This is a genomic window from Streptomyces sp. NPDC005784 (assembly GCF_042871525.1).
Classification (GTDB): Bacteria; Actinomycetota; Actinomycetes; order Streptomycetales; family Streptomycetaceae; genus Streptomyces.
The window spans coordinates 123,901-147,969 of sequence record NZ_JBIAIQ010000011.1 but is presented as its reverse complement, the minus strand read 5'-3'; the positions used below and the strand labels follow the sequence as shown (position 1 = coordinate 147,969).

Here is a 24,069-nt window from a genome sequence, read left to right as displayed (position 1 = left end):
GGCGGGGTCTCCCCAAGACTCGAAATCAACGTGCCGACGGGCACTGGACATGGGCAGTCTATGCAGCGGTACCGATCACCCGGCTGAAGGGCTGCCCCGTGAACCGAGCTCTCCCCGATGTACGACTGCGCGTCCCCACGGACGAGGACGCTCTCGCATGGCACCGGGTCTTCGACGACCCCGAGGTCATGGAGTTCCTCAGGGGCCACGCGGCCGAGCCGTCCGTGTACGAGGAACTGACCGCGCGCCAGCGGCGGCACGACGCGGAGTACGGATTCTGCCTGTGGACGATGGTCGGCCCCGGGGACGAGGTGCTGGGCTTCACGGGCGCGCAGCCGTGGCCGCACGCCTGGGGGCCGGCCGGACAGATCGAGATCGGCTGGCGGCTGGGGCGGGCGCACTGGGGCAAGGGGTACGTCACGGCGGCGGCGCGGACCACGCTGGAGCGGGTCCGCGCGGCGGGCGTCACGGACGTCGTCGCGGTGGTGAACGCGGCCAACGCCCGTTCCATCGCGGTGACTCAACGGCTCGGCATGGAACTCACGGAGCGGTTCACGCTGCCCTCGTCGACGCAGGAGGGCCGCTGCTACCGACTGGCCCTCTGACGGAGTCCGGCAGGCCTCCTCACGGCTTCCGGAGGGGCACGGGCGAGGCTTACCCTTCCGGTACCGCTGGGGGTGACGTCCGTGCGCCTAACACCCAAGACACCCGAAGTGCGCGTACCGCGGCTCGTCGGTCTGATGGCCGTGGACGCGCGTGAGACGGCAGAGGCGCGAGGTGTGCTGCTCGCCGCGCCCGACCGGCCCGATTTCCATCGGACGGTCGTCGACTACGTCGTACGGCAATTTCCGCAGCCCGGGGCCGAAGTGCCGCGCGGAGCCGTCGTCACCGTGTGGTTCGACCTCGGGGACGCGGAGGGCGGCGCCGGAGTGCGTGAACCCCGGCCGCCCCGGCCGCCGTCGGGCGGGCTGCGCCGCGAACTCGACGAGCCCGGCGACCCGTTCGAGCTCCTCAGGTAGCGAATCCGGTCGGTCTTCCGGGCGGGTGGGCGGGCCGAGCGGTTCAGGTCTGCTTGTAGCCCCGGTGGAGGGCCACGATGCCGCCCGTCAGGTTGCGCCAGGCCACCTTCGACCAGCCGGCCTTGAGCAGCCGATCGGCCAGTTCCGGCTGGGTCGGCCAGGCGCGGATGGACTCGGCGAGATAGACGTACGCGTCGGGGTTGGAGGAGGCGGCACGGGCGACCGGGGGCAGCGCGCGCATCAGGTACTCGGTGTAGACCGTGCGGAACGGCGCCCAGGTGGGGTGCGAGAACTCGCAGATCACGACGCGTCCGCCGGGCTTCGTCACGCGGTACAGCTCGCGGAGCGCGGTGTCGGTGTCCTGCACGTTGCGCAGCCCGAAGGAGATCGTGACGGCGTCGAAGGTGTCGTCCTTGAAGGGCAGCCTGGTCGCGTCACCGGCCGTCATCGGTAGCCAGGGGTGGTTCCGCTTGCCGACGCGGAGCATCCCGAGGGAGAAGTCGCAGGGGACGACGTACGCGCCGGTGCGGGCGAAGGGGAGCGACGAGGTCGCGGTGCCGGCCGCGAGGTCCAGGATCTTCTGTGCGGGGCGCGCGTCGACCGCCTTCGCGACCTCCTTGCGCCACACCCGGTCCTGGCCGAGCGACAGCAGGTCGTTCGTCAGGTCGTACCGTTCCGCCACGTCGTCGAACATCGAGGCGACTTCGTGCGGCTGCTTGTCCAGGGATGCGCGGGTCACGGTCCCATTGTGGCAGTACGGGCCGGTCGACTCTCTGGCACCCGGCCGTGGATTCGGCCGCTGTCGGGGACACCTGTTCGGGACGCTCCCTCCGGGTGGTTCTTCGAGCAGGTCAGAGCATGCTTCCGGCTTATGGGGAAGCGCCGCACCCGGCCCTGTGAACCTGGGGAGGGTACGGCGCCTTCCGGCTGTCACCGGGTTTCCGCGGGTGGTCGGCCTGCCCGAAGCTGTCCTCCGGGGGGATGGCGGCGACGGGCGCCACCAGGTCGGCGCCGAATGCCGCCCGCTGGGCGTTGTCCATGAGGCCGAGGGACAGGTTCCTCGGGTTGCTGAGCATGTTCAGCAGGGTTCCCGCGTTCTCGCCGGGGACGCCGGTCGCCTGGGGCTCGTGGGAGTTCACGACGTGCACGCCGGCCGGCACGTCGCTGGTCGCGAGTGCCCTGTTGAGTTGGTTCACGCCGTAGCTGATCCGGCTCCGGACCGCCGCGACCCCGCCGAGTTCGGTGACGGTGGCTGGGGTGCGGGCGACGACGATGTCGATGGCCGCGGGGTTGTCGGGGGTGGCGACCCGCAGACCCGGCTTGTGGCGCTCGCTCCGTAGCCGAGATCGTGCCCGGCCTGTTGTACACGTGCTCGCACGGCCGACCCAGGCCAGGTTCACTCGGATACCGGCCTGTCCCGGCCCAGTCGGCCCTTCTCGCCAGGCGGCCCCGCCGGAACCTGCGTCAGGGGCCCGCGGGGCGGTCGTCACGGCAGCAGTCGGGGCTTCTTCCGGGCGGCCACGTCCTCGACCCAGCCGAACAGGGGGATCGCAGTCCAGATCAGCGCCCAGCCGATCGCGAACATGAACCACTGGCTCTCCAGGGGCAGCCACTTCTCGAAGGCCGGCACCTTCCAGAACTGGTCGATCAGCGGGACGGCCAGGATCAGCGCGATCTCGTGCCAGAGATAGATCGTCACCGCCCGCCCATTGAAGATCGTCACCGTGCGGTCGAGCCGCTTGAAGCGGGCCAGCCAGGCGAAGTCGACGTCGCAGTACGCCTTGAAGTACATCAGCAGCGTCACGAAGCCCGCCGACCAGAAGGCCTGCGCCAGGGGGACCTCGTCGAGGTCGTAGGTGCCGAACTCCGCCTGGTGCGCGAGGGCGTACCAGCCGCCGTACGCGAGGGCGGCCAACGAGACGAGGACCACTGCGGCCGGCTTCAGCCGCTGGAGCACCCCCTCGCGGTGCGCGAAGCCGACGAGCCAGCAGAAGAGGTAGGTGGCGAGGTCCGTGAGGGCGCTGCCGAAGCGGTCGTCCGACGGCTGCCAGCCGTACTGGAAGACCACGATCGGGACGAGGGAGAGCAGCAGGACCGGAATCGGGGCCATGCGGAAGATCTTCAGGAGCAGGGGGGAAAGCAGTACGAACCAGAGGTACGTCCGCAGATACCAGAGGATCTCCCAGGCCTGCACGCCCCATTGGCTTCCCGGCGGGTCGCCGACCGGGACGATCCAGAACACGATCTGCCAGCCCGGCATCCAGCCGTGGATCATCATCGCCAGCACGACGAAGACGCCCCAGAACCAGAACGGCGGCAGCAGTCGCCGCATGCGGCTTCTGACCACCTTGAGCGCCGGGCGCTCCAGGGACTTGGCCATCAGCGTGCCGGCGAGCGCGAACATCACGCCCATCGACGGGAAGACCAGGCCGGCCCAGGCCCAGCCGAAGGTGTGGTAGGTGACGACACGGACCAGGGCGACGGCGCGGAGGGCGTCGAAGTAGCGGTCGCGGCCCCCTGCCGCCTTCGCCGCCTCCCCCGCCCCCGCCTTTGCCGCCTCCCCCGCCTCCCCCGCCTCCGCCTTCGGGGCAGGCACCTCCGGGGAGTTCTCGGGAGGGGGCTGCGGAGGGTTCGCGAGAGTGGTGTCGGGACCGTAGTGCCACTGTTCCTCATACGGCACCGGCTGCTCGTACCGGAGCGGCTCCTCGTGCCGGACCGGCTCCTCGTGCCGGACCGACTCCTCGTACCGGAGCGGCTGTTGATACTGCACCGGCTGCTCGGTCTGCTGCCCGTACGGCAGGCCCTGGTCGTACGGCAGCCCGTACCCGGGGCCGTACCCGTATCCGGGGCCGTCCGGGTACCCGTGCCCCCGCCCGTCGTCGTACCCCTGCTGTCCCGGCTGTTCCGGCTGTTCCGCGCCCCAGGTCATCTAACTCACTCCTGCCGGGGTTCCGACCTCGCCCGTGCGCTTGAGCTTCTGCCAGCGGAGGCGGCCGCCGGTCAGGGCCGTGACGCAGGAGTGGATCAGAACCAGGTACATCATCTGGCGGTACGCGAGTTGCTGCAGCGGCAGCATCGCGAGGTAGCGGTACTTCTCCCGGTCGAGCCGGAACGCGTAGGCCGCGCAGACCAGTTGGACCGCGAGGACGGCCAGCCAGGCGAGGAGCGCCGCCCGGAAGTCCACAAAGATCATCGAGTAGACGGTGAACACGTCGATGAGCGGTGCGAACACCGGCGTGACGATCTGGAACAGGACCACCAGCGGCATGCCCACGCGGCCGAAGCGACCCGAAGGACCCTTGTCCGTCAGAGACTTGCGGTGCTTCCACAGCGCCTGCATGGTGCCGTAGCTCCAGCGGTAGCGCTGCGACCACAGCTGCTTGAACGAACCGGGTGCCTCCGTCCAGGCCTTGGCGTGCTCCTGGTAGACGACCCGCCACCCCGCGCGGTGCATCGCGATGGTGATGTCGGTGTCCTCGGCGAGCGTGTCCTCGCTCATGCCGCCGACCTCCAGCACCGCGTCCCGGCGGAACGCGCCGATGGCGCCGGGGATGGTGGGCATGCAGCGCAGCAGGTCGTACATGCGGCGGTCGAGGTTGAAGCCCATCACGTACTCGATGTGCTGCCAGGCGCCGATCATGGTGTTGCGGTTGCCGACCTTGGCGTTGCCCGCGACCGCCCCGATCTCCGGGTCGGCGAAGGGCTGCACGAGCTGGTGCACGGCGTCCGGCTCGAAGACGGTGTCGCCGTCCATCATCACGACGATGTCGTAACGCGCGTTGCGGACACCGTTGTTGAGCGCGGCGGGCTTGCCCGCGTTCTCCTGCCGGATGACGCGGACGTTCGGCATGCCCAGCGACTCGGCGATCTCGGACGTGTTGTCCTCGGACCCGTCGTCGACCACGATGATCTCGATCGGATGCGTGCTCTTCGCCAGCGACCTCAGGGTGTTGGCGATGCATTCCTTCTCGTTGTACGCGGGCACGATCACGGTCACCGGCCGGGTGACCGTCGGCCCCCAGCTGAACCTGCCGCCCCGGCCGCGACTGCGGTTGCGGTCACGGTTGCGCTGCCGGTAGTGGCGGCGGGCGAGGACGAGCATCATCCCGAACCGGCCCATGACGGCGACGCCGACGACGAGGAGGAACCAGGACAGCGCCGGTACGACCCATTCGGCGACCGCCACGGCGTAGACGAGCGCCTTGCCCTCGTAGAGGGTCGCGCCGGTGGCCTTCCGCTGGGCGGCCTGCGCGGCGCCGCTCGCGGTGGCACCCGACGCCGAACCGGGGCCCGATCGTTGCCCGTTCGCCTGCCCGCCGTTCGTCTGCCCGCCGTTCGCCTGCTGACCGGGAGAGAGGTTCGAACCGGTGGCCGTTCCGGTGCCGCGGGCCCGGAACGCGGCCTGGTTCAGCTTGGCCTGGGCGCCACTGACGGTGGTGAAGGTGTAGCCCTTCGCCTTCATCTTCTTGATGTACGTGCCGAGCGCCGCGACGGTCTGCGAGCGGTCGCCGCCCGCGTCGTGCATGAGGACGATGGCGCCCTGGTTGTTCTTCGGCGTCGCCCACTGGACGATCTTCGAGACGCCCGGCTTCTTCCAGTCGTCACTGTCGGTGTCGACGAAGACGCTGGTGTAGCCGAGGCTGCCGAGCTCCTTGTAGACGGGCCAGCTGTAGTTGTCGACGGCGCTGATCTCCGACGAATAGGGGGCGCGGAACAGCGTGGTCGTGACGCCGGCCGCGCCCGCGAGGGCCAACTGCGTCTGCTTCAGCTCACGTTGGAGGCGGGCGGTGCTCTGGTAGGAGAGGTCGACGTGGGTGAAGGTGTGGATGCCGACCTCGTTGCCCTGGTCGACCAGGGTCTTCACCACGTCCGGGTAGCGGGAGATCATCGAGCCGACCATGAAGAAGGTGCCCTCGACGTCGTTCTCCTCCAGGACCTTGAGGACTTCCGGCGTCCAGTTCGCGGTCGGCCCGTCGTCGAAGGTCAGCACGATGGTCTTCTTCGGCACGGACTGCGTCTTCGCGGTGCCGCCCGCGAAGCTCAGGATGGGCCCGCCGGCGAGGATCTTCTCGGGGACCTTGTCGTAGGCCGCGCCGTCGCGGACCCGGGCGTCGTTGCCGATCTCGGAGCGCAGATAGCCGTCGAGCAGCATCACGCTGATGAGTGCCAGCAGGAGCAGCAGGGCGAGGATGGCACGGGGTTTCTGCAGTGCCGCGGCCTTGCCGGCGGCCCGCTCCATCTTGGAGGGGGCGCGCCGACGGCCGCGCGCGGGCGTCGTCGTACTCATGAGGGTGGGTGCGTCCCCGTCAGTTGGCGCCGGCGGAGGCGGACGCCCCGGCGGTTGTCGTGGGAGCGGAGGAGGGCGCGGACCCGGTGGGCGGACCCGACGGCGGAGTGCCGGTGGGCGCTCCGTCCGGGGCGCCGCTGGGGGCGATGCCGCCCTGCTGCACGCCGTAGCCCCCGCCGGGCGCGGAACCGGCCCGGCCGCGGTCGAAGGGGAGGAGGGAGGAAGGCGTCAGCGAGGTGCCCCAGCCCATGAAGGCCATGCCGAGCACGACGGCGTAGCCGAGGCAGACGACGCCGACGAGCATGCCGATTCTGCTCAGCAGGCGGGCGCGGCGCCCGGAGTTGTCAACGAACACGGGGCCGTCCATGGCCCCGCTACCGCGTTTGCGACGGCGGCCACGCACCGGGGCATGGTTTTCGATGGCGGACTCGGATTGCATTCCCCAGACGGTAGGACGCGTTTATGTGTCAAAAACTCTGCCTTCCGTGTGAGCGGCCCATGAGAGATGCCTCAACCTGTATTTTCTCTGTGAGAATCCAAGAGCGTCCGCGCAGCTCAACCCTGATGGATATGGAAGTTATGCACCATTTGAAAGTCCAGATCATCCCCTTTGTTGGCACTCCCCCTCGTGATTCCCATGCATGATCTCCATTCGGTATTCCGGTCCGGGTGTGACACATTTCCAGTCGGGGAACGACCGTTTGTTTCCGTCCTGGGACAGAAATCACGAGAGCTCATGAGAGCGGGTGCGTGCACAATGCGGAGTTTCCTGAAGCCGGCCGCGGGGGTCGTCTGTCTGGTGGCCCTGGCCTGCGCGGGGTGCTCCTCGGGTGGCGGCGGCGCCTCGGACGCGGCGCCCGCGCGGCCCGGTCGGACGACGGCCGCGGCAGCGTCACCGAACCCGGGCACGACGAAGTCGTCGGCCACGTCGTACGCCCCGTACGTGAGCGCCACGACCGCCGCCGACACCGACTCTGCAGGGTCGCCGACCACCTACAACCTGGCCTTCGTGATCTCCGACGGCAACGGCTGCACACCGAAGTGGGACGGGATGTACGCCATCGGCGACACCACCGTGAAGTCCAGGACATCGGCGCTCAAGAAGTCCGGCGCGAGCGTGCGGGTGTCGTTCGGCGGCGCGTCCGGCAAGGAGCTGGCGTCGACGTGCGACAGCGCGAGCGACCTCGCGGCGGCCTACGGCGCGGCGCTGGACGCCGCCGGCTCCACGCAGGCCGACTTCGACATCGAGGGCACCCAGTTGAGCGACTCCGACTCGGTCGCGCTGCGCTCCGAGGCCATCGCGCTGCTCCAGAAGAAGCGCCCCGGCCTGACGGTGTCCTTCACGCTGCCCGTGATGCCGTCCGGCCTCGATGCCGACGGCCTGGCACTCCTGGAGTCCGCCAACGACCACTCCGTGGACGTCTCCACCGTCAACATCATGACCATGAACTACGGCAGTTCGTACGCCGACGACATGGGCGACTACGCGATCACGTCCGCCGAGGCGGCCCACGCCCAGCTGAAGAAGGTGTTCGGGCTGTCGGACTCCGACGCCTGGCAGGGGCTCGCGCTCACCTCGATGATCGGCGTCAACGACGTGGACAACGAGACGTTCGGCCTCTCGGACGCGGCGCAGGTACGGGCGTTCGCGGAGAAGAAGGGGGTCGCCTGGGTGTCGATGTGGGCGACGTTCCGGGACCAGCAGTGCAAGAAGGGCAGCGCGACGGCGGGCGACGCGTCGACCGACTGCAGTGGTGTGAAGCAGAGTTCGGGGGCGTTCGCGAAGGCTTTCGCGGGCTGAGCCGACGACACGTGCCGTGATCAGCGGCCGCGGTACACCAGTCGCCCGCCGATCACGGTCGCCACGCAGGTACCCGCACCGCGCCGGACCAGTTCGGCGCGGTCCGCCACGTCGAACACGGCGAACCGGGCGGGACCGCCTGGCACGAGACCGGGCAGCAGGATCAGCGGAGTCGGCGACAGCGCCGCCGGACCCGCGAGCCGGTCCGGCCGCCGCCCCACCACGAGACCGACCCTGCGCACCGCGTCGACCACGGCTCGCGACTTGAGCTCCCCGGCCACCGCCACCGTGCCGTGCGCCAGCAGCCGCTGGATCCCGCGCCGCGCGCTCGCGCCGACGCGTGCGGGATCGGCGCGGAAGATCCGCTTGGCCCGCTCCCCGCCGATGGGCTCGGTGCCGAAGCCTTCGGCCTCGCGCGGGTCCGGGTGGTACATGGCTTCCAGGAGCTCCGGGCCGTACGGGTTCAGCAGTCCCGGCGTCAGGATGCCGGGCCAGCGCCGCACCCTCGCATCCGGGTGGGCGGCGGCCAGTTCCTCGTACGGGCCTACGGCGGCGACGGCTGCCCCGTCGACCAGGACCGAGGTCCCGGTCGACTGCTCGGCTACGTGAAGTGTCAGCACAGTGAGATCAATTGGAGGCGAGCAGCTTCAGCTCGGGGTGCGCCGTGCCGCCTTCGATCGCCGTCGAGGAGATGTGGGACATGACGCGCTCGTCGACCGGGTCGTTCGCCGGGTCGTCGTGGACGACGATGTGCTCGTACGTCGTGGTCCGCTGGGCGGGAACGCGGCCCGCCTTGCGGATCAGGTCGATGATCTCCATGCGGTTGGAGCGGTGCTTGGCGCCGGCGGAGGAGACGACGTTCTCCTCCAGCATGATCGAGCCGAGGTCGTCCGCGCCGTAGTGCAGGGAGAGCTGGCCGACCTCCTTGCCGGTGGTCAGCCAGGAACCCTGGATGTGGGCGACGTTGTCGAGGAAGAGGCGGGCGATCGCGATCATCCGCAGGTACTCGAAGAGCGTCGCCTGCGTACGGCCCTTCAGGTGGTTGTTCTCGGGCTGGTAGGTGTACGGGATGAAGGCGCGGAAGCCGCCCGTCCGGTCCTGTACGTCACGGATCATCCGCAGGTGCTCGATGCGCTCGGCGTTGGTCTCGCCGGTGCCCATCAGCATGGTGGACGTCGACTCGACGCCCAGCCCGTGCGCGATCTCCATGATCTCCAGCCACCGCTCGCCGCTCTCCTTGAGCGGGGCGATCGCCTTGCGCGGGCGGGCGGGAAGCAGCTCGGCCCCGGCGCCGGCGAACGAGTCGAGACCGGCCGCGTGGATCCGCTGGATGGCCTCCTCGACGGTCACCTTGGAGATCCGGGCCATGTGCTCGACCTCGGACGCACCGAGGGAGTGGATGACCAGCTCCGGGTACGCGCCCTTGATCGCGGCGAAGTGCTTCTCGTAGTACTCGACGCCGTAGTCCGGGTGGTGTCCGCCCTGGAACATGATCTGCGTCCCGCCGAGCTCGACGGTCTCCGCGCAGCGGCGCAGGATGTCGTCGAGGTCGCGCGTCCAGCCCTTGGCGGTGTCCTTGGGAGCGGCGTAGAAGGCGCAGAACTTGCACGCCGTGACGCACACGTTCGTGTAGTTGATGTTGCGCTCGATGATGTACGTCGCGATGTGCTCGGTACCCGCGTACCTGCGGCGGCGTACGGCGTCGGCGGCGGCGCCGAGCGCGTGCAGCGGGGCATCGCGGTAGAGGTCGAGCGCCTCTTCCGGGGTGATCCGCCCACCCTCCACGGCACGGTCCAGCACGGACTGATGGTCGGCCTTCTCGGTCACCGGGAGCGTCCCTTTCGTAAGGGTGTGGACAGACTCAACCACCCTACGCCAGCACACCGGGCCGACCGACGTCAGGCCGTGCAAGCCCGCCGAGCCGACCCACGTCAGGCCGCGTAGGCCCCGATCAGGAGCCCCACGTACGCGCCCGCGATCAGGAACGGGCCGAACGGGATCGACGTCTTGCGCCCCGCGCGCCGCACGATCACCAGCCCCATCCCGTAGAGCCCGCCGAACAGGAACCCGGCGAAGGTCCCCAGGATCACCACGCTCCAGCCGTACCAGCCGAGCGCCGCGCCGAGACCAAGGGCCAGTTTCACATCGCCGAAGCCCATGCCGTTCGGATTGATGAGGAAGAGGACGAAGTAGCCACCCCCGAGCGCGAGCGCCCCGAACAGCGCCGTCAGCCACTCCCCGGCGTGCTCGGGCAGCGCGGCGGCCGCCCCGAGCAGCGCGAGCGCCGCCGCCGCGAGCGGCAGGGTCAGCGCGTCCGGCAGCCGCTGCACCCGGAAGTCGACCACGGCGAGCAGGACGCCGAGTGGCACGAGCAGCAGCCAGACGCCCAGCTCCGGACGCGTACCGGTCGCGAGCGCGAGCCCGGCGCAGAGCAGGGCGGTGACCGGCGAGACGAGGAAGACGCTGGGGCCGTACCGGGTTCCGCCCGGTGAACGCGCGAGTCCCAGCCACCCGCGCGCGGCCCCGGTGATCGGCTGCCCTTCGGGACAGCGGTCCCGCCAAGGCTCGTCCGGCTCGACGGCGAAGCGGTACGCGGGCCGGGGCACCAGGAGCCCCGCCGCCGCGCCCCAGAACGCGGCGACGACGGTGAGCCAGAGCTCGAGATCCACGTGTTCCCCCCAGGAAAATCCATTACGCCGCCCGCACTCACAGCACGCGACTCAGCCCGGGCCGGTAACCCCGCCCGTCCAACCCCGACCGGTCACCCCGCCCGTCCAACCCCGACCGGTCACCCCGACCCTCCAACCCCGACCGGTCACCACAACCCTCCAACCCCGACCGGTCACCACAACCCTCCAACCCCGACCGGTCACCACAACCCTCCAACCCGGGCCGGTCACCCCGCCCGTCCAGCCGCGGGCCGTTCGCCCCGGCCGCCCAGCCTGACCGCCCAGCCCGGCCGCCCAGCCTGGTCGTTCGCCCCGGCCGCTCAGCCCGCCATTCGCCCCAGACCGTCCCGGCCGTTCAGCCACGGCCGTTCAGCCCGACCGCTCGGCCCCGCCGGAGGGTGACCGCCTCGCCGGGGCGGCCGTGTCTCATCCCACCGCGGCGGCACCGCTTCGCCAGGTCGGCAGCAGTTCGTCGAGCAGTGCCTCCGTCCGGGGCGGCAGCCCCCGCGCCCCGCTGCGGGCGACCAGATCGGCGGCGAGGCGCTTCAACCGGTCGCTGTCGCCCGTCGCGTGCGTCGCGCGCAGCAGCTCGTTCCAGAGCCGCTCGTCCGCCGGCGCCGAGTTCATCGAGGCGTTCAGCGCCTCGATCGCCTTCTCCGCCCGGTCCTTCTCCAGATGGAACGCGGAGAGGGCGAGGCCGATGTCCGCGACGAGCAGCGGAAGTTGGGCGTCGATGATCTCGTGGGTGAGCCAGCCGTAGCGCCCTTCGGGGCGGTCGGCGAGCAGCGGTCCGCGGACCAGGACGAGCGCGTCGGTGAGCAACCGCCCCCGCACTACACGGCTGTTGACACCCTTGCCCTGCGTCGCTTCGTGGTAGAGGGAGCGCAGAACGTCCAGGTCGGAGACGACGGACTTGGCGAGCGTGAGCCGCCCGGTCGCGTCGGTGCCCAGACGGGGTGTGCCGTCGGGGGCGGTGCCGAGCCAGCCGCGCAACCGCTCGACGAGCGCGTCACGCACGTCCTCGGTGACGCCGCGCGGCCACAGCGCGGAGGACAGCACGCGCGGGTGCACCCCCTCGCGGTGCAGCAGGAGCAGCGCCAGCGCCTCGTGCAGCAGCGGGCTGCGTTCGCCGTCGGGGGTCTCCAGGCCGATGATCTCGTACGGGCCCACGAGCCGCGCGTACACGGCGGGCCGCCCCTGTTCGCTGATGTCGACGAGGAACGGCGGGGAGTCCGTCGGCCCGTCGGGCCCGCCCTCGGGGTCCGCGTCGACGAAGAGTTCCACGACCGCCTGCTGCTGCGCGACCGGCAGCATCTGCGCGTCGAGTTCGAGGCCGAGCAGCGGCGCGAGCAGCTTGCCCTCGCGGGTGATCTCCATCTCCCAGGCGGCGCCGGGGAGTTCGCCGGACTCGGTGCCGACGAGGTAGCCGATTCCCAACCGTCCCGCGTCGGCGGCCAGTTCGGCGAGCCTGAGGGCGTCCTCGGTGGACGGTTCGGCGGCCAGGAGCACGAGGTGCGGGGCCCAACGGGTGTGCTGGGCGGGCCCGGTGCGGCCGGTGAGCACGGAGTCGTGTCCGGCGGCACCCAGTGCGCCGCGCCGTTGCCGTGTCTCCGCCTCCATGGTCTCGACGAGCGCCTCGACGTCGTCGAGGTGGCGCAGCCGGTTGGGTGCGAGCGGCGTCAGGTCCTCGCCGAAGCCGACGAGCGTGATCGTCATGCGGTCCGACCAGCCGTTGGTGGCCAATTCGGCGGCGACGGAGGCGAAGACACCGGCACGGTCGGAGGCGCTTCCGCTCAAGGAGACCATGCCGGGCACGGACTCCAGATTGAGCAGCAGCCGCGAGTCGTCCATGGTGCCGAGGCTGACGAGGCCGGGGTAGGGGGCGGCGGTGTCGACTTCTTCGTACCGCTCGGCGTCGGCCCGTGCCAGCATCCAGAACGTCTGGTCCTGGCCGAGCTGCCACGGCGCGGGCGGCTTTCCGGCCGGCTGGGCGAGCTGGAGGTGCAGATCACCGTTGCCGCCGAGCCAGGCGGCGTAGACGGTCGGCAGCGGGCGGGACTCGGCGGCGAGAGTGGCCGCGAGTCCGCGCAGCGACAGATCGAGGAGGCGTACGCCCTCGGGGTCGGCGCCGACGAGCAGCGCGTCCTGGGCGTCCGCGGCGGACCCGGTCGGCACCGGCGGCTCCATGCCGCGTCGACCGCCGACCGCGCCGAGCGCCGACTGCCACAGGGCCTGGCGGCGGCGTCGGCCGAGGGCGCCGAGGAGGCCGGCGGCGAGAAGGGGGGCGCCGACGAGGGCCTCGGGCAGCCCGAACCCGCTCTCCCCGGAGACCCGCGAGTCCTGCCCGTTCCCCTGGCGCTGCTGGTTCTGCTGGTCCTGTTCGCCCCGCTGGTTCTGTTCGCTCTGTTCGTCCGACGCGGTCTCGGAGGAGGCGTGCTCCCGCTGCCGGCTGTCATCGGCACCGCGGTCGTCGCCGACGCGCTGCTGGGGCACGTGAATGTGCGCGGTGTCCCGGTCGCCCTGGTCGCTCTGCCGGTCGCTGCCGATGCCTTGCTTGCCGATGCTCTGCTTGCCGCCGGCCTGCTGGTGGTCGCCGGACCTGGAGTAGTCGTGGATCTGCTGCTTGACCTGCTGCGGGACCCCGGGTGCCGCGTCGGGCATCTCGACGAGCTCGCCACCGTGGGCGTCGCCGGGCATCTCCATGATCCAGCCGGGCCGGATGAGGCTGGCCTCGGACAGCTTGGACCCGTCGGGCTGCGTACGGTCCTTGTTGAGCTGGTAGATCTCCTTGTACCGGCGCCCGTCGCCGAGGTGCCGTTGTGCGATCTCCCAGAGCGAGTCGTGGTGCCGGCCCTCGGGGGGCTGAATCCGGTAGTACTTCGTGTCGCCGTGCTGGGCGGAAGCGCCGCCGTCCGCTTGGGACGCGGCTTGCGACGCGGCGTTCGCGGCCTGTTCGGCGACCGCGGCGGCGCCTGCGGCGGCCTGCTCCTGCTGCCCGAACAGCCCGCCGGGGGTCTGCTGCGCGGCGGCGACGGAACCGCGCTGGTTGCCCTCCAGGCTCTGGCCGAGCTGCGAGAGGCCCGGTGTGAAGCTCGCGGCGGCGGCGCCGACGAGCAGGAGCGCCGCGACGAGCTGACGGGCCAACAACTGGCTCGGCCCGGCGCCCGGTACGCGGTTCGGCAGCCCGACGCCCGACAGCGCGGCCTTCACCTCGACGAGCACGCAGGCGGTGAACTGCGCCCACGCGAACCACACGATGACCGTCAGCACGTGGATGAACGTGCCGACGGTGATCTCCTGCTGGAGCCAGTCCAGCGAGGGCGCTCCGTGCGGCAGCGGCCACCCCACGGCGACGACCAGCGCGCCGGGCACGCCGACTAGCAGCACCAGCAGGGCGACGAACGCGCCGAACGCCTTCACGAAGTCCCCGAACGTCCGACGACGCCGAGGCAGGGGCTGCGGCGTCCGATTCCTCGGACCCGGCGAGCCGCCCGTCGAACTGGAAGTGGTGCGTCGCGCCATGGCGGGTGTCCTGGGGTCGTATGGGAAGGGCGTGAGTTCGGGGGTGAACCGAGCCTACTGAGAGTTTAAGGAGGGTGTCGAAGCCCGGGCAGAGGGCAACGGTCATCCGCCGCCCGTTTCGCCACCAACCGCCCTGTAGAGCCCAGTTGTCGCACCGCCGGGTATTCCCCGGCGCCCTCCACCCTTCACACCCTTCACAGCACCCGCGGGACGGTCCTCACGATCCCCGCACAATCACCCTGTTGGCCCGCGGCCACAGCGCGGCCGGCCCTCGCGACGGGGCCCTACCGCCGGGAGACCTGCTCCATGGACATCGACTCACTTCGCCGGGGCCGGCGGATCAGGGCCGGTCGTCGGCCCGCATTCAGGACGCGAACTCGCGTGGTTCAGGGAACGGGATGCGCAGCACGCGTTGCAGAGCACGTGTCAGCAGCGCGGGGTCCTTCTGGAAGATCCGGTGCAGTGCCTCGTGCGACGAGCTGACCATCGGCTCTACTTTCTGTCCGACGTGATCAACGATCACGCCGCGGCCAGGTCGCACCACACGTACTTGCCGACGTCGCCGCCCTGGCGCGGCGGATGCCAGCCCCACTCGTCGGCGCAGGCCCGGACGAGGACGAGGCCCCGGCCCGCTTCCGCCTCGGCGGTGACCGGCAGGTCGTACGGCGGCGGCACCGGGCTCGCGTCCCACGCGCCGATCCGGAGCACCCCGGTCCGCCAGTGCAGCCGCAGGGCCGCAGGCCCCTTCGTATGCCGTACGGCATTGGAGACCAGCTCCGCCGCCAGCAGCTCGGCGACGTCCGCGAGACGGATCAGGCCGTGCAGGGTCAGGATCAGGCGGACTGTGCGGCGGCAGACAGTCACCGCCCGGTCGTCCTGCGGGATGTGCAGGGTGTAGGTCCAGGGCTCGGTTTCGGGCATGCGTGAACTCCGGTTCAGGTGTGGGGAGTCGAGAGTCCGCCTTGGTCACGGGCGGTGGCAGTGTCACAGCCGTCACGGCAGGACGGAGTGGTGCGCTTCCGGGGTCCCGGTGTACCGCAGCGTGTGCGTCGCATCACTGACGGTATGCCTGAAATTTGCGACCATGCAAGCCGCTCGCTTAACCTGACACCCGAACGGGGCACCTCAGCAGGTGAGTTGAACCAGGGAGCTGAGCGCATGGCGACACGACGACACCCCACCGCACGACAGCTGCGACTAGGAGCTGAGCTGCGCAAACTCCGGGACGCCGCAGGCTTCAAGGCCACCGAGGCGGCAGCCCTGCTGGGAGTGAACTCAGCCCAGATGAGCCAGATCGAGGCCGGCGTCGCAGGGGTGAGCGAGGAACGCTTGCGCCGCATGGCCTCGCACTACTCCTGCGCGGACACGGAGTTGATCGACGCGCTGGCGGCCTGGGCGACGGACCGTACGCGCGGCTGGTGGGAGGAGTACCGGGGTCTGCTGCCCACATCATTCCTGGATCTCTCCGAGTTGGAGCACCACGCCACGTTTCGCTGGGACGTGGAATTCCTGCATGTCCCGGGCCTCCTCCAGACCGAGGAGTACGCACACGGAGTGTTTTCGCACAGGGTGCCCGAACTCCCCCACAGCGAGCTTGCCTTGCGCGTCGTTCACCGGATGAAACGGCGGGCCGTCATCGAGGGCGCCCAACCCGTTCCCTACAAGGCAGTGGTGCACGAAGGGGCACTGCGCATCAGGGTCGGCGACCGTGCCGCGTCACGAGCTCAGCTGAACCGGGTCCTGGAACTCTCGGAAGCCGACCATGTGACCGTGCGCGTCATCCCCTTCGACCTGGACGGGTTCACCGACGCCGGAAGCGCGATGGTCTACGCGGGCGGCACCGTCCCTCAACTGGACACCGTCGTGCGTGACGCACCGCACGCCTCGGCCTTCGTGGATTCCGAAGCTCAACTCGGCGGGTTTCGAACGCTCTTCCGTAGAGTGGAGGATGTGTCACTCGAACCCGCAAGGTCGCGTGACTTCATCCACAGACTGACGAAGGAACTGTGAGGCGCCCATGACGACCCCGCGCAGTTGGCAGAAGTCCTCCTTCTCCGGCGGCGGCGACGGCAACGCCTGCGTCGAACTCGCCTCCACCCCCGCCACCCTCCACCTCCGCGAGTCCGACGACCCCGTCACCGTCCTCTCCACCACCCCGGCCTCCGTCGGCCACCTCCTCAAGGCCATACGCACCGGAGCGGTCACCGCACCACGGACGTAACAACCCTTCGACGAAGCCTCGTTCGGCGTTTCACTCGCAACGATCAGCGCGATACGTTCACACGTACGTTCTGATGCAGAGGTTGCGGGTGTTACGGGGGAACGCGTGTCGAACAGGCCGACGGACTGGCACATACTCGACCTGGACCACGACCCGACGCCGGGCGACCCGCAGCGCGTACGCAAACTCGCGGGCTCGCTGCACGACTTCGCCGACGACGTCGCGGACATCCTGCGGGACGTCAAGGGGCTGGCGAACGACGACGCGGTCCTGAAGTGGGCGGGCAAGACGGCGGACGCCTTCGCTTCGGAGTTCGAGGACGTCCCAGGCCAGCTCAAGAAGCTCAAGAAGTCCTACGACATCGCGGGCGACGCGCTCACCTCGTACTGGCCGGACCTGGACGACGCCCAGCAGAAGGCGGACAAGGCGCTGCGCGACGGCCGCAAGGCCCGCCAGGAACTGTCCACGGCCAGGACCGCGCTCTCGGGTGCCGACGACTGGGTGCACACGGCCACCGCGAAGGCCGACTCCTACGACCCCGACAAGCACCGCGGCAAGAACGTGCCCCCGCCGGACGAGGCCGACGTCCGCCGCGCCACCCGCAACGCCCAGCACGCCAAGGAGCGGCAGACCGCCGCCCAGAAGGACGTCGACGACGCCCAGGGGCTGCTGGACGCGGCGAAGAAGCTCGCCGCCCACGCGAAGGGACTGCGCGAGGACGCCGCCCGCCGCACGGTGCAGAAGCTGAACGAGGCGTCCGACGCCGGTATCCACAACCGCCACTGGTGGGAGGAGCCCGTCGATTGGGTCTCCGACCACTGGGACGAGATCGTCACGGTGTGCAAGTGGGTTGTGACGATCGTCGGCGTCATCGTGATGATCGTGGGCGGCCCGCTGGGCTGGCTGGTCTTCGCGGCGGCCCTCGTCATCCTCGCGGACACGATAAGAAAAATGCTCAACGGCCAAGCCGGCTGGGGCGACTTAATATTCGCGGTCCTCGACTGCATCCCCGCCACCAAGGGCTTCACGAGCCTCGCCAAAATGGGCAAGCTCTGGAAGCTGGGCGGCTTGCGGGCCTTGGGCGGCGCCTTCATGAAGGGGATCGGCGGGGGGCTGCTGAAGACAGCCCGGAACCTCAGATCGGGCGAGGCCCTCCGGGGTATCTACCGCCCGTTCAAGGGATCCACGCGCCTCTTCGGGGGGACCATTCCGTACCGCGAGCTGTCCCCCAAGGCACGCCAGCTCGCCAAAGCGCTGACACGCGGCCCCGTGCGTATCAGCCCCAACGAGGTGAATGTCTCGCACATGGCCGAACTCCAGAAGTTCCACGGTGTCGAGCATGCCGTAATCCAGAATCCGGCCGGTGAACTGCGACTGTTCCAAGGGACGGAACTGACCACCAGGATTCCCGGTGAACTGGCCGACGACGGCTACAAGTTTATCGCCCACACGCACCCCGAGGACCGAATACCCGGGCCTCCGGACGAGTTGGAAGCCGCACGCAACACCAGGAACAGCATGACCCGCGACCTGGACAACAAAATGAGTCCCCACATGGAAGTCGTGATCAGCCGGGACGGAAATCTGAGATTCTTCGACAACAACGGGGTGTTGGAGCTGCCTCAAGGAACCTATCCCCCTGGCGGACCCATCAGTGACCGGGGCGGGCTTGTTCCTGTGCCCGGCATATAGTCCAAGCACTCGGTGAAGCAGGCTCCCGAGACCTGACCAGCAGGAGAACCATGCCCGACATCAACCGTTGCCAGATCTGCGGCGAAGCGGCTCCCCCGATCGACGGCCAGTGTGGAGAGATCACCGGATACCGCCTGGTCCGGGATCTCTGGTCCGATTCCCCGTCCTTCCTCGACGGCAATCTCCACTTCTCATGCCTTGTGCAGTCGGACAGACGTGGCGAGTTCCACGCGGAATTCGTCCACCTCGTTCAGGCCGGGCACGAAGAGATCCCCGGTCTGGAAGCGTCGCACCCGCCGTTGACAAGGATGGGCCTGAGCATGCGCCCTGTCTTCTCGGGAGACGAGTGCGACATTTTCCAGAGCCGGATGGCCGATCGCTGGATGCTCGTGAAGAAGACCGGTCCATGGTTCGGCTTCGGCCTCCCCCAGCTCCGGGCCATCGGCTCGGGCGCACTTCCCGTCTCGTCCTCGGACGTGACCCGTTATCGGCTTCCCGTCGATCTCGGTAACGATGTCGGCGCGTACGGCCTTTCCGAGCTGCTGGATTCCCTCGGAGTGGCGCACAGGTACGCCGACGCGGCCGAGCTGGCCCGAGTGGAATACCGCTTCGTCGACTACTACGCGCCGAAAAGGCTCCTCGACTACGTGGCCGCGGCGCCCCTTCCCCTGCCGGAGGAAGCCGTCGCTTTCCTCGCCGCCCACGCGAAGACGTACACCCCCGTCACCTTCGACCAAGAGGACGCGTGATCGAGTACACGTACAAGGAAGGCCCGTGGGCCGAGACCGCGGTGACGCTGGTCGTCCGCAAGCACAACCTGGATGCCGATCTCGTGGCCCGGACCATCTCGCTCCCTCCGACGTCGGTCCGGAGGCCGGGAAACGATCACCGCGATCGGGTAACACGGCCCCAGGGCGGACTGTGGGCACTCCAGGTGCGCGACAGAATGCCGGGAGGACTGAGCGATCAGCTCCGCGCCCTCATGGACCTGGTTGGGCCCCGCTCCTCCTGGACCTGAGCGGTCACGTCCGGAGTGGTTCGCAGGCCGTCCTCTCCTCTCACGTACTGGCGTGCGCGGCCCGACTGGGGCTGCCTGTGTCCCTCACCACGGACGCCGATCCCCCCGCCCGGTCCGAGGATCTGCTGGACTGGCTGCCGGCCCCGGACGGATCGCACCGGGCTACCTGAGGGAAGGCATCCGACCTTGACCGCAAGCTCCACCTCCCCGGAGAGCCCGGGCCTGTCCTCGGGGTTCTCGCTGTCCGTCCCGGACTCCTGGTGGGAGTTCGACATCCGCCCGGAGGGCCGGGACGCGACCGTCCGCGCGCTGGTCGACGAGCGGATCCGCGAGATTCCCGAACTCGCCGAGTACCGAGGCGATCTGGCGGCCGTGCTGCGCAAGACGGCCAAGGATGCGTACGCCTCCGGGGCCGTGTACATGGGCTGCATGGCCGAGAACTTCGACGGCGTCCCCCTGACCGCGACCCTCACCGTGTCGGTGCTGGGTTCCCAGAACAAGCAGGGCGTGACCCTGTCGACCGACCCGCGTGCGATCGCGGAGAGCCTGCGGACCGTCACGGCCCGCCGTGAGGGTGACGCCTGGCGCACGGTCACAACCGTCGACCTCCCTCAAGTCGGCGTTGCCGCACGGACGTTCGGCGTCGAGGACGTACCCGTCGCGCAGGGCGACACCCGTACCCTTCGTATGGTGCTGACCCAGACGTACATCCCGGTCCCGGGAACCACCGACCAGGTCGTTCTCGTCTCCGGAGCCAGCCCGGTGCTGGATCTCGCCGAGGCGTTCCACGACATCTTCGACGCCGTGACCAGCACCTTCCGCTTCGTATGACCGAGACATCAGAGCTTCAGGAGGGGGACCCGACATGGGCAGTGGCGGCAAGAGCGACCTCGCGCTCCCGCTGAGCGAGCTGGAGGACTACGGCGGCCGGCTGCGGGACATCAAGACCCGGCTGAACCACACCAAGAAGCTCTTCGAGTCCTACAAGGACGACCTCGGCGACCACACCGTCTACGACGCCCTGGACGACTTCGAATCCGGCTGGGAGGACGGCCGCGAGGACATCGGCCAGGCCCTCGACGCCCTCGCGAAGATGTCCGACGCCGTCGTCCGCGAGTTCAAGAAGCTCGACGACGATCTGGCCAAGCAAGTGCAGGACGGCGTGAAGAAGGAGGACGACAAGGGAGGCCAGACGGGTGGGGCCAAGTAGCGGCCGACCTCAGCCAACCCCGTTCTCCTTCACCGGCCGCGCTCAGCCCACCTCGTTCTCCGCCACCGCGCTGCCGTGGACAACCACGTCGCCGCCGTAGAACATGCCCGTGAAGACCGGCGAATACGTCAACTGGACCTCGACCTCGACCTGTTCGGCGTCGGCCGTCACACAGTGGGTGGCGGCGATGTCGGCGCCGGACATGCTCATCTCGCGGGCGAACGCCTTCACGCGGGCGTCGCAGTCCTGGAAGTTGATGGGCGCCGGGCCGTTCTGGTTCTCGTAGAGGGACTCGAGGTCTATGTCCTGGGCGGCGTAACGGGCCGCCTGCTCGGCGATGTCGGCGGCGCGTTCCCGCTTGGAGATGGACATGCCGCCGTCGATGACGAAAGCCGAGAGCGACAGGAAGACGAGCGCGAAGATGACGACCGCGCCGGCACCCGAGCCCCGGTCGTCCAGGCGTGCGCGGCGCGCCGCGACCCAGCCGCGTACCGCGGAAGGCATCCTCATGCCGTCCTCCGGAACGGATCGAGCGGTGAACTGAAGCTGGCCTGAAGGGTGGTGGGCACGTCGAGGCCGATCACCGCGAGGCCGCGCACCTCGCAGCTCACCTCGACAGTGAAGAGCGTGTCCGGCTTGAAGCCCGCGCTGGTCTGCGTCACGGTCACCGGGCCCGAACAGATGTCTCCGAGGTCGGCGTCGGCCGCCTTCCTCGCCTCGGTCATGGCCGTCGCATGGTCCTTCTGGATCGAGCCGGCCCGCGCGGCGTCCCGGGCGGCGCCGTCCAACGCGCCGCGCCCGTCGACCAGTTGCCCGAAGGCCACCAGTACCAGAATGAAGAGAATCATCACCGGGGCAAGGATGACCACCTCGATGGTGGACAGCCCCCGGTCGCGCCGGCAGCCGGACACGCGATGCCGAAGGACGGCGGACAGGGCCCCTCCTCCCATCAGTTCTCCTCCTTCACGAACCGCTCCACCGGGCCCGACGACTGCGCGTGCACCCTCAGGTCCAGGCCCGGGAAGACCGCGGGAACCCTCGCCGTGATCTCGACTCCCACGGTGTTCTGCTCCGGCTGGAGCATCGTCACGTCCGGGGACAGCACCAGGTTCGGGCCGAGCTGTCGGATGTAGCTGTCGACGACGTCACCTGCCTCGCCGCGCCATGCGCCGGGCTGCGCGTCGGCGGTGGCGCGGGCCTTGCGGGCGCCCGCCTGGGCCGCCGCCTGAGCCACATGGTCCGCGAAGAAGTACAGCGCGAACTGCACCGTCGCGAAGATCATGAAGAAGAGCACCGGAGTGAGCAGCACGAACTCGATCGCGGTCATGCCGGAGTCACCGCGGGTGGAGGCTGCCTCCACCCTGCGGCGCACCCAGCGACGTACCCCTCGATGTTCGCGCACTCGCATCCCCGTATGAACTCAGCAGGTCTTGCTGTCGGTGGTGCCCGCGATGCACGTGCCGACCTTCGTCGCACCGGTGCTCAGCGCATTGCTGATGATCGCGGCGACCACGCCGACGATGGCGACGACGACGGCGGAGATGATGACCCACTCGACCGCGGAGGCACCCCGGTCGAGTTCGCCGGAGCGGGCACGCTGCACCCTGCCCTGGAGGAAGGTGATCAGGAAGTCCACCCCCGGGATCCCGGTGTTGAAGTTCCGTCCGTTCATGGTGAGTTGTCCTCTCGAAGGATAGTGGTGATCGACTTACGACGCTTCGGGCACTGCGGACGCTCAGACCTGGAACACACGCATCGCCGCCGGGAAGATCAGGAAGACCAGGAAGCCCGCGCACAGCAGCAGTTGGGCAACCAGCATCGACTGCGACTTCTCGCCCGCGCTGCCCTCGATCTCGGAGAGTTCCCGGTGGCGCATCGTCTCGGCGCGCGAGGCGAGCGACTCGCGCACCTTGGCGCCGTCGTCCGCGACCAGCGCCAGGGAGGCCGACAGGTCCTTCAGCTCCTCGACGCCGAGTTCCTCGCCGAGCGAGCCGAGCGCCTGCCACTGGCTGATGCCGGTGATCCGGGCGTCGTTGAGCGCGTTGCGGATGCGCTGGGTGGCCCAGCCGTCGGAGATCTCGGCGGCGGCCATCAGCGCCTCGGGCAGACCGCGTCCCCCGGCCAGGCTCATCGACACCAGGTCCAGATAGGCGCCGATCACACGCCGCAGATCGCGCCGCTTGTCCACCGCGTCCCGGCGTACCTCCACATCGGGGAGGAAGAAGAAGACGAGCGCGAACAGCAGCGCCAGCCACACCGGAATGATCGGGCTGCTGCCGAAGCCGAGCGTCCACACGACGGCGAAGAGCAACGGGCCGAAGAAGACACCGGCCGCGGCCAGCAGCACCTTCGTCGCGAGGAACCTCTCCCAGCTCCGGTCCAGGACTGCCAGGTCGGCGCGGAGCGACCGCTGTTCCCAGCCCTGCTGGAAATAGAATTCGGCGACGCGCGTGCCCACTTGAGCCCGCAGACTGCCGAGCCGCCCGGTGTCCTGCTGCCCGTGGCGCGCGGACTCGTACGCCGCCCCGCGTGCCCGCATCGCGTCGATGCGGGCGACCTGCGCGACCGCGCTGCGCTTCGACGGCATGAGGGCGCGGACGAGGGCGTAGAAGCCCAGGCCCAGGACGGCGCCGATCAGGATCGGCATGGTCAGGTTCATCGGCGTACCGCCTCATCCCCAGAAACCGGTGTACGAGGACGCACGAACTGCACGGACGACTCGTCCCGCACCAGGAACCGCTCGGGCGTCTCGATCGTGGACAGCTTGCGCAGCCACCAGAACCCGAGGCCGAACAGGCCGCAGACACCGGCGAGTACGAGCTGTCCGACCGCCGTGCCGTACGGCTGGACGAACTCACGGTTGAAGACCGACAGTCCGAGGACGAAGGCGATGGACACCGCGACGACGATCTGCACGGAGCGTCGGGTCGAGGCACGCTGGGCCATCACCCGCTGCCGCATGTCGACCTCCTCGCGTGCCGACTTGGCCAGCGCGCCCAACACCTGACGCAGACCGGGGCCGCGCAGTCGCGCGTTGAGGATGAGCGCGGCGACGATGATGTCCGCGGACGCGTCGTCGATCTCGTCGGCCAGTTGCTGCAGGGCGTCGGGCAGTGGTGTCCGGGAACGCAGCCGGTCCACCAGCGCGTCGAGGTGCGGCCGCAGCACGGGGGCGGAGGCGCGCGCCGAGGCCGGGATGGCCTGCTCCAGGCCGACCGCGCCCGCGATCGTGTCGCGCAGCGACTCGGTCCAGGACGCCAGCGCCTCCACCCGGCGCATCGCGGCCCGCTCCTCGGAGGCACCGCCGAAGAGCTTGTCCCAGAAGAAGACGAGGATGCCGGCCGCGATACCGGCGACCGCCCAGCGGGTGAGGAGGAGGACGACGAGACCGGCGATGGCGGCGATCGAGCCGCGCCGGCCGGCGAACCGGATCAGCTCGCTCGCGCGCCGGCTCGCCTTCTGCTTCTCGTGCTCGGGCTTGGCGGGCAGTCCGCGTACGGCCACGGCGAACAGCGCGAGGCCGCCGCCGACGACGATCCCGCACCCGAGCGCGTACAGCACGGGCAGGGAGAACAGTCCGCCCATGGAACCGAGCGAGTCGAGCGACGCGAGTGATGTTGTCCTGCCGGT

The 24,069-nt window shown here is 69.6% G+C and carries 26 protein-coding genes; 9 read left to right on the top strand and 17 right to left on the bottom strand.

Going from position 1 to position 24,069, the window contains the following annotated elements:
• Positions 1 to 98: 98 nt before the first annotated feature.
• Together ACFYR3_RS20040 and ACFYR3_RS20035 are read left to right on the top strand one after the other, a co-directional pair.
• Positions 99 to 605 (top strand): GNAT family N-acetyltransferase, encoded by a 507-nt coding sequence (locus tag ACFYR3_RS20040; RefSeq protein ID WP_355840753.1) that lies wholly within the window; start codon positions 99 to 101, stop codon positions 603 to 605.
• 81 nt (positions 606 to 686) lie between these two features.
• On the top strand, positions 687 to 1,019 hold the full coding sequence (locus tag ACFYR3_RS20035) for a PASTA domain-containing protein (RefSeq protein ID WP_389284087.1): 333 nt from the start codon (positions 687 to 689) through the stop codon (positions 1,017 to 1,019).
• Between the two features lie 43 nt (positions 1,020 to 1,062).
• Here the strand turns inward: ACFYR3_RS20035 and ACFYR3_RS20030 are convergent, their stop codons facing one another.
• The 5 genes from ACFYR3_RS20030 to ACFYR3_RS20010 all read right to left on the bottom strand — a co-directional run bounded on the left by ACFYR3_RS20030 (position 1,063) and on the right by ACFYR3_RS20010 (position 6,661).
• Positions 1,063 to 1,758, bottom strand: a complete 696-nt coding sequence (locus tag ACFYR3_RS20030) for a demethylmenaquinone methyltransferase (RefSeq protein WP_389284085.1) — start codon at positions 1,756 to 1,758, stop codon at positions 1,063 to 1,065.
• 130 nt (positions 1,759 to 1,888) lie between these two features.
• The gene (locus ACFYR3_RS20025) at positions 1,889 to 2,419 is read right to left on the bottom strand and encodes a hypothetical protein (RefSeq protein ID WP_355840755.1); all 531 of its coding nucleotides are present in this window, start codon (positions 2,417 to 2,419) and stop codon (positions 1,889 to 1,891) included.
• Between the two features lie 86 nt (positions 2,420 to 2,505).
• Positions 2,506 to 3,948 (bottom strand): acyltransferase, encoded by a 1,443-nt coding sequence (locus ACFYR3_RS20020; protein WP_355840756.1) that lies wholly within the window; start codon positions 3,946 to 3,948, stop codon positions 2,506 to 2,508.
• Entirely contained in the window at positions 3,949 to 6,306 is a 2,358-nt protein-coding gene (locus ACFYR3_RS20015) for a bifunctional polysaccharide deacetylase/glycosyltransferase family 2 protein (protein ID WP_389284083.1), read from the bottom strand. It lies immediately after the preceding gene.
• 19 nt (positions 6,307 to 6,325) lie between these two features.
• Positions 6,326 to 6,661, bottom strand: a complete 336-nt coding sequence (locus ACFYR3_RS20010; RefSeq protein WP_355840758.1) for a hypothetical protein — start codon at positions 6,659 to 6,661, stop codon at positions 6,326 to 6,328.
• 402 nt (positions 6,662 to 7,063) lie between these two features.
• Between ACFYR3_RS20010 and ACFYR3_RS20005 the strand changes: the two genes are divergently transcribed.
• Positions 7,064 to 8,107, top strand: a complete 1,044-nt coding sequence (locus ACFYR3_RS20005; protein WP_355840759.1) for a chitinase — start codon at positions 7,064 to 7,066, stop codon at positions 8,105 to 8,107.
• A gap of 20 nt (positions 8,108 to 8,127) precedes the next feature.
• Here ACFYR3_RS20005 and ACFYR3_RS20000 read toward each other — a convergent pair whose 3' ends face one another.
• From ACFYR3_RS20000 to ACFYR3_RS19975, 6 genes are all read right to left on the bottom strand, one after another.
• Positions 8,128 to 8,727, bottom strand: a complete 600-nt coding sequence (locus tag ACFYR3_RS20000; protein WP_355840760.1) for a hypothetical protein — start codon at positions 8,725 to 8,727, stop codon at positions 8,128 to 8,130.
• Positions 8,728 to 8,734: 7 nt separating this feature from the next.
• Entirely contained in the window at positions 8,735 to 9,934 is a 1,200-nt protein-coding gene (gene mqnC, locus ACFYR3_RS19995; RefSeq protein WP_389284080.1) for a cyclic dehypoxanthinyl futalosine synthase, read from the bottom strand.
• 104 nt (positions 9,935 to 10,038) lie between these two features.
• The gene (locus ACFYR3_RS19990) at positions 10,039 to 10,776 is read right to left on the bottom strand and encodes an A24 family peptidase (protein ID WP_356782162.1); all 738 of its coding nucleotides are present in this window, start codon (positions 10,774 to 10,776) and stop codon (positions 10,039 to 10,041) included.
• A gap of 426 nt (positions 10,777 to 11,202) precedes the next feature.
• Positions 11,203 to 14,298 (bottom strand): BTAD domain-containing putative transcriptional regulator, encoded by a 3,096-nt coding sequence (locus tag ACFYR3_RS19985; protein WP_389284077.1) that lies wholly within the window; start codon positions 14,296 to 14,298, stop codon positions 11,203 to 11,205.
• Positions 14,299 to 14,662: 364 nt separating this feature from the next.
• Positions 14,663 to 14,785, bottom strand: coding sequence for a hypothetical protein (locus ACFYR3_RS19980; protein ID WP_355841004.1), 123 nt, complete (start codon positions 14,783 to 14,785; stop codon positions 14,663 to 14,665).
• Positions 14,786 to 14,817: 32 nt separating this feature from the next.
• The gene (locus ACFYR3_RS19975) at positions 14,818 to 15,219 is read right to left on the bottom strand and encodes an ATP-binding protein (RefSeq protein ID WP_389284075.1); all 402 of its coding nucleotides are present in this window, start codon (positions 15,217 to 15,219) and stop codon (positions 14,818 to 14,820) included.
• 237 nt (positions 15,220 to 15,456) lie between these two features.
• On the opposite strand from ACFYR3_RS19975, the gene ACFYR3_RS19970 reads away from it, so the two are divergent.
• From ACFYR3_RS19970 to ACFYR3_RS19945, 6 genes are all read left to right on the top strand, one after another.
• Entirely contained in the window at positions 15,457 to 16,308 is an 852-nt protein-coding gene (locus ACFYR3_RS19970) for a helix-turn-helix transcriptional regulator (RefSeq protein ID WP_355840765.1), read from the top strand.
• A gap of 7 nt (positions 16,309 to 16,315) precedes the next feature.
• Complete coding sequence (locus ACFYR3_RS19965; RefSeq protein ID WP_355840766.1) at positions 16,316 to 16,519, top strand: DUF397 domain-containing protein; 204 nt, start codon at positions 16,316 to 16,318, stop codon at positions 16,517 to 16,519.
• A gap of 105 nt (positions 16,520 to 16,624) precedes the next feature.
• Positions 16,625 to 18,211 (top strand): putative T7SS-secreted protein, encoded by a 1,587-nt coding sequence (locus ACFYR3_RS19960; protein WP_389284073.1) that lies wholly within the window; start codon positions 16,625 to 16,627, stop codon positions 18,209 to 18,211.
• Positions 18,212 to 18,261: 50 nt separating this feature from the next.
• Positions 18,262 to 18,960, top strand: a complete 699-nt coding sequence (locus ACFYR3_RS19955; RefSeq protein ID WP_355840770.1) for a hypothetical protein — start codon at positions 18,262 to 18,264, stop codon at positions 18,958 to 18,960.
• Between the two features lie 455 nt (positions 18,961 to 19,415).
• Complete coding sequence (locus ACFYR3_RS19950) at positions 19,416 to 20,060, top strand: hypothetical protein (protein WP_355840772.1); 645 nt, start codon at positions 19,416 to 19,418, stop codon at positions 20,058 to 20,060.
• Between the two features lie 34 nt (positions 20,061 to 20,094).
• The gene (locus tag ACFYR3_RS19945; RefSeq protein WP_355840774.1) at positions 20,095 to 20,439 is read left to right on the top strand and encodes a hypothetical protein; all 345 of its coding nucleotides are present in this window, start codon (positions 20,095 to 20,097) and stop codon (positions 20,437 to 20,439) included.
• 42 nt (positions 20,440 to 20,481) lie between these two features.
• Here the strand turns inward: ACFYR3_RS19945 and ACFYR3_RS19940 are convergent, their stop codons facing one another.
• From ACFYR3_RS19940 to ACFYR3_RS19915, 6 genes are all read right to left on the bottom strand, one after another.
• Positions 20,482 to 20,943, bottom strand: a complete 462-nt coding sequence (locus tag ACFYR3_RS19940) for a TadE/TadG family type IV pilus assembly protein (protein ID WP_389284192.1) — start codon at positions 20,941 to 20,943, stop codon at positions 20,482 to 20,484.
• Positions 20,944 to 20,945: 2 nt separating this feature from the next.
• Positions 20,946 to 21,389: a TadE/TadG family type IV pilus assembly protein gene (locus ACFYR3_RS19935; protein WP_356782171.1), complete on the bottom strand. Its 444-nt coding sequence runs from the start codon at positions 21,387 to 21,389 to the stop codon at positions 20,946 to 20,948.
• On the bottom strand, positions 21,389 to 21,847 hold the full coding sequence (locus ACFYR3_RS19930; RefSeq protein ID WP_355840778.1) for a TadE family protein: 459 nt from the start codon (positions 21,845 to 21,847) through the stop codon (positions 21,389 to 21,391). The genes ACFYR3_RS19935 and ACFYR3_RS19930 overlap by 1 nt, the downstream gene beginning before the upstream one ends.
• A gap of 12 nt (positions 21,848 to 21,859) precedes the next feature.
• A complete protein-coding gene (locus ACFYR3_RS19925; protein ID WP_355840780.1) occupies positions 21,860 to 22,111 on the bottom strand; it encodes a hypothetical protein in 252 nt (83 codons plus the stop codon).
• 63 nt (positions 22,112 to 22,174) lie between these two features.
• Positions 22,175 to 23,098: a type II secretion system F family protein gene (locus tag ACFYR3_RS19920; protein WP_355840781.1), complete on the bottom strand. Its 924-nt coding sequence runs from the start codon at positions 23,096 to 23,098 to the stop codon at positions 22,175 to 22,177.
• Positions 23,095 to 24,024, bottom strand: coding sequence for a type II secretion system F family protein (locus tag ACFYR3_RS19915; protein ID WP_355840990.1), 930 nt, complete (start codon positions 24,022 to 24,024; stop codon positions 23,095 to 23,097). Before ACFYR3_RS19915 ends, ACFYR3_RS19920 begins: the two co-directional genes overlap by 4 nt.
• Positions 24,025 to 24,069 lie beyond the last annotated feature (45 nt).

Coding starts and splice junctions, on each gene's coding strand:
- ACFYR3_RS20020 (WP_355840756.1), bottom strand. CDS start 3,948: ATGACCTGGGGCGCGGAACAGCCGGAACAGCCGGGACAGCAGGGGTAC.
- ACFYR3_RS20015 (WP_389284083.1), bottom strand. CDS start 6,306: ATGAGTACGACGACGCCCGCGCGCGGCCGTCGGCGCGCCCCCTCCAAG.
- ACFYR3_RS20005 (WP_355840759.1), top strand. CDS start 7,064: ATGCGGAGTTTCCTGAAGCCGGCCGCGGGGGTCGTCTGTCTGGTGGCC.
- ACFYR3_RS19985 (WP_389284077.1), bottom strand. CDS start 14,298: ATGGCGCGACGCACCACTTCCAGTTCGACGGGCGGCTCGCCGGGTCCG.
- ACFYR3_RS19980 (WP_355841004.1), bottom strand. CDS start 14,785: ATGGTCAGCTCGTCGCACGAGGCACTGCACCGGATCTTCCAGAAGGAC.
- ACFYR3_RS19975 (WP_389284075.1), bottom strand. CDS start 15,219: ATGCCCGAAACCGAGCCCTGGACCTACACCCTGCACATCCCGCAGGAC.
- ACFYR3_RS19970 (WP_355840765.1), top strand. CDS start 15,457: ATGGCGACACGACGACACCCCACCGCACGACAGCTGCGACTAGGAGCT.
- ACFYR3_RS19965 (WP_355840766.1), top strand. CDS start 16,316: ATGACGACCCCGCGCAGTTGGCAGAAGTCCTCCTTCTCCGGCGGCGGC.
- ACFYR3_RS19955 (WP_355840770.1), top strand. CDS start 18,262: ATGCCCGACATCAACCGTTGCCAGATCTGCGGCGAAGCGGCTCCCCCG.
- ACFYR3_RS19945 (WP_355840774.1), top strand. CDS start 20,095: ATGGGCAGTGGCGGCAAGAGCGACCTCGCGCTCCCGCTGAGCGAGCTG.
- ACFYR3_RS19940 (WP_389284192.1), bottom strand. CDS start 20,943: ATGCCTTCCGCGGTACGCGGCTGGGTCGCGGCGCGCCGCGCACGCCTG.
- ACFYR3_RS19935 (WP_356782171.1), bottom strand. CDS start 21,389: ATGGGAGGAGGGGCCCTGTCCGCCGTCCTTCGGCATCGCGTGTCCGGC.
- ACFYR3_RS19930 (WP_355840778.1), bottom strand. CDS start 21,847: ATGCGAGTGCGCGAACATCGAGGGGTACGTCGCTGGGTGCGCCGCAGG.
- ACFYR3_RS19925 (WP_355840780.1), bottom strand. CDS start 22,111: ATGAACGGACGGAACTTCAACACCGGGATCCCGGGGGTGGACTTCCTG.
- ACFYR3_RS19920 (WP_355840781.1), bottom strand. CDS start 23,098: ATGAACCTGACCATGCCGATCCTGATCGGCGCCGTCCTGGGCCTGGGC.
- ACFYR3_RS19915 (WP_355840990.1), bottom strand. CDS start 24,024: ATGGGCGGACTGTTCTCCCTGCCCGTGCTGTACGCGCTCGGGTGCGGG.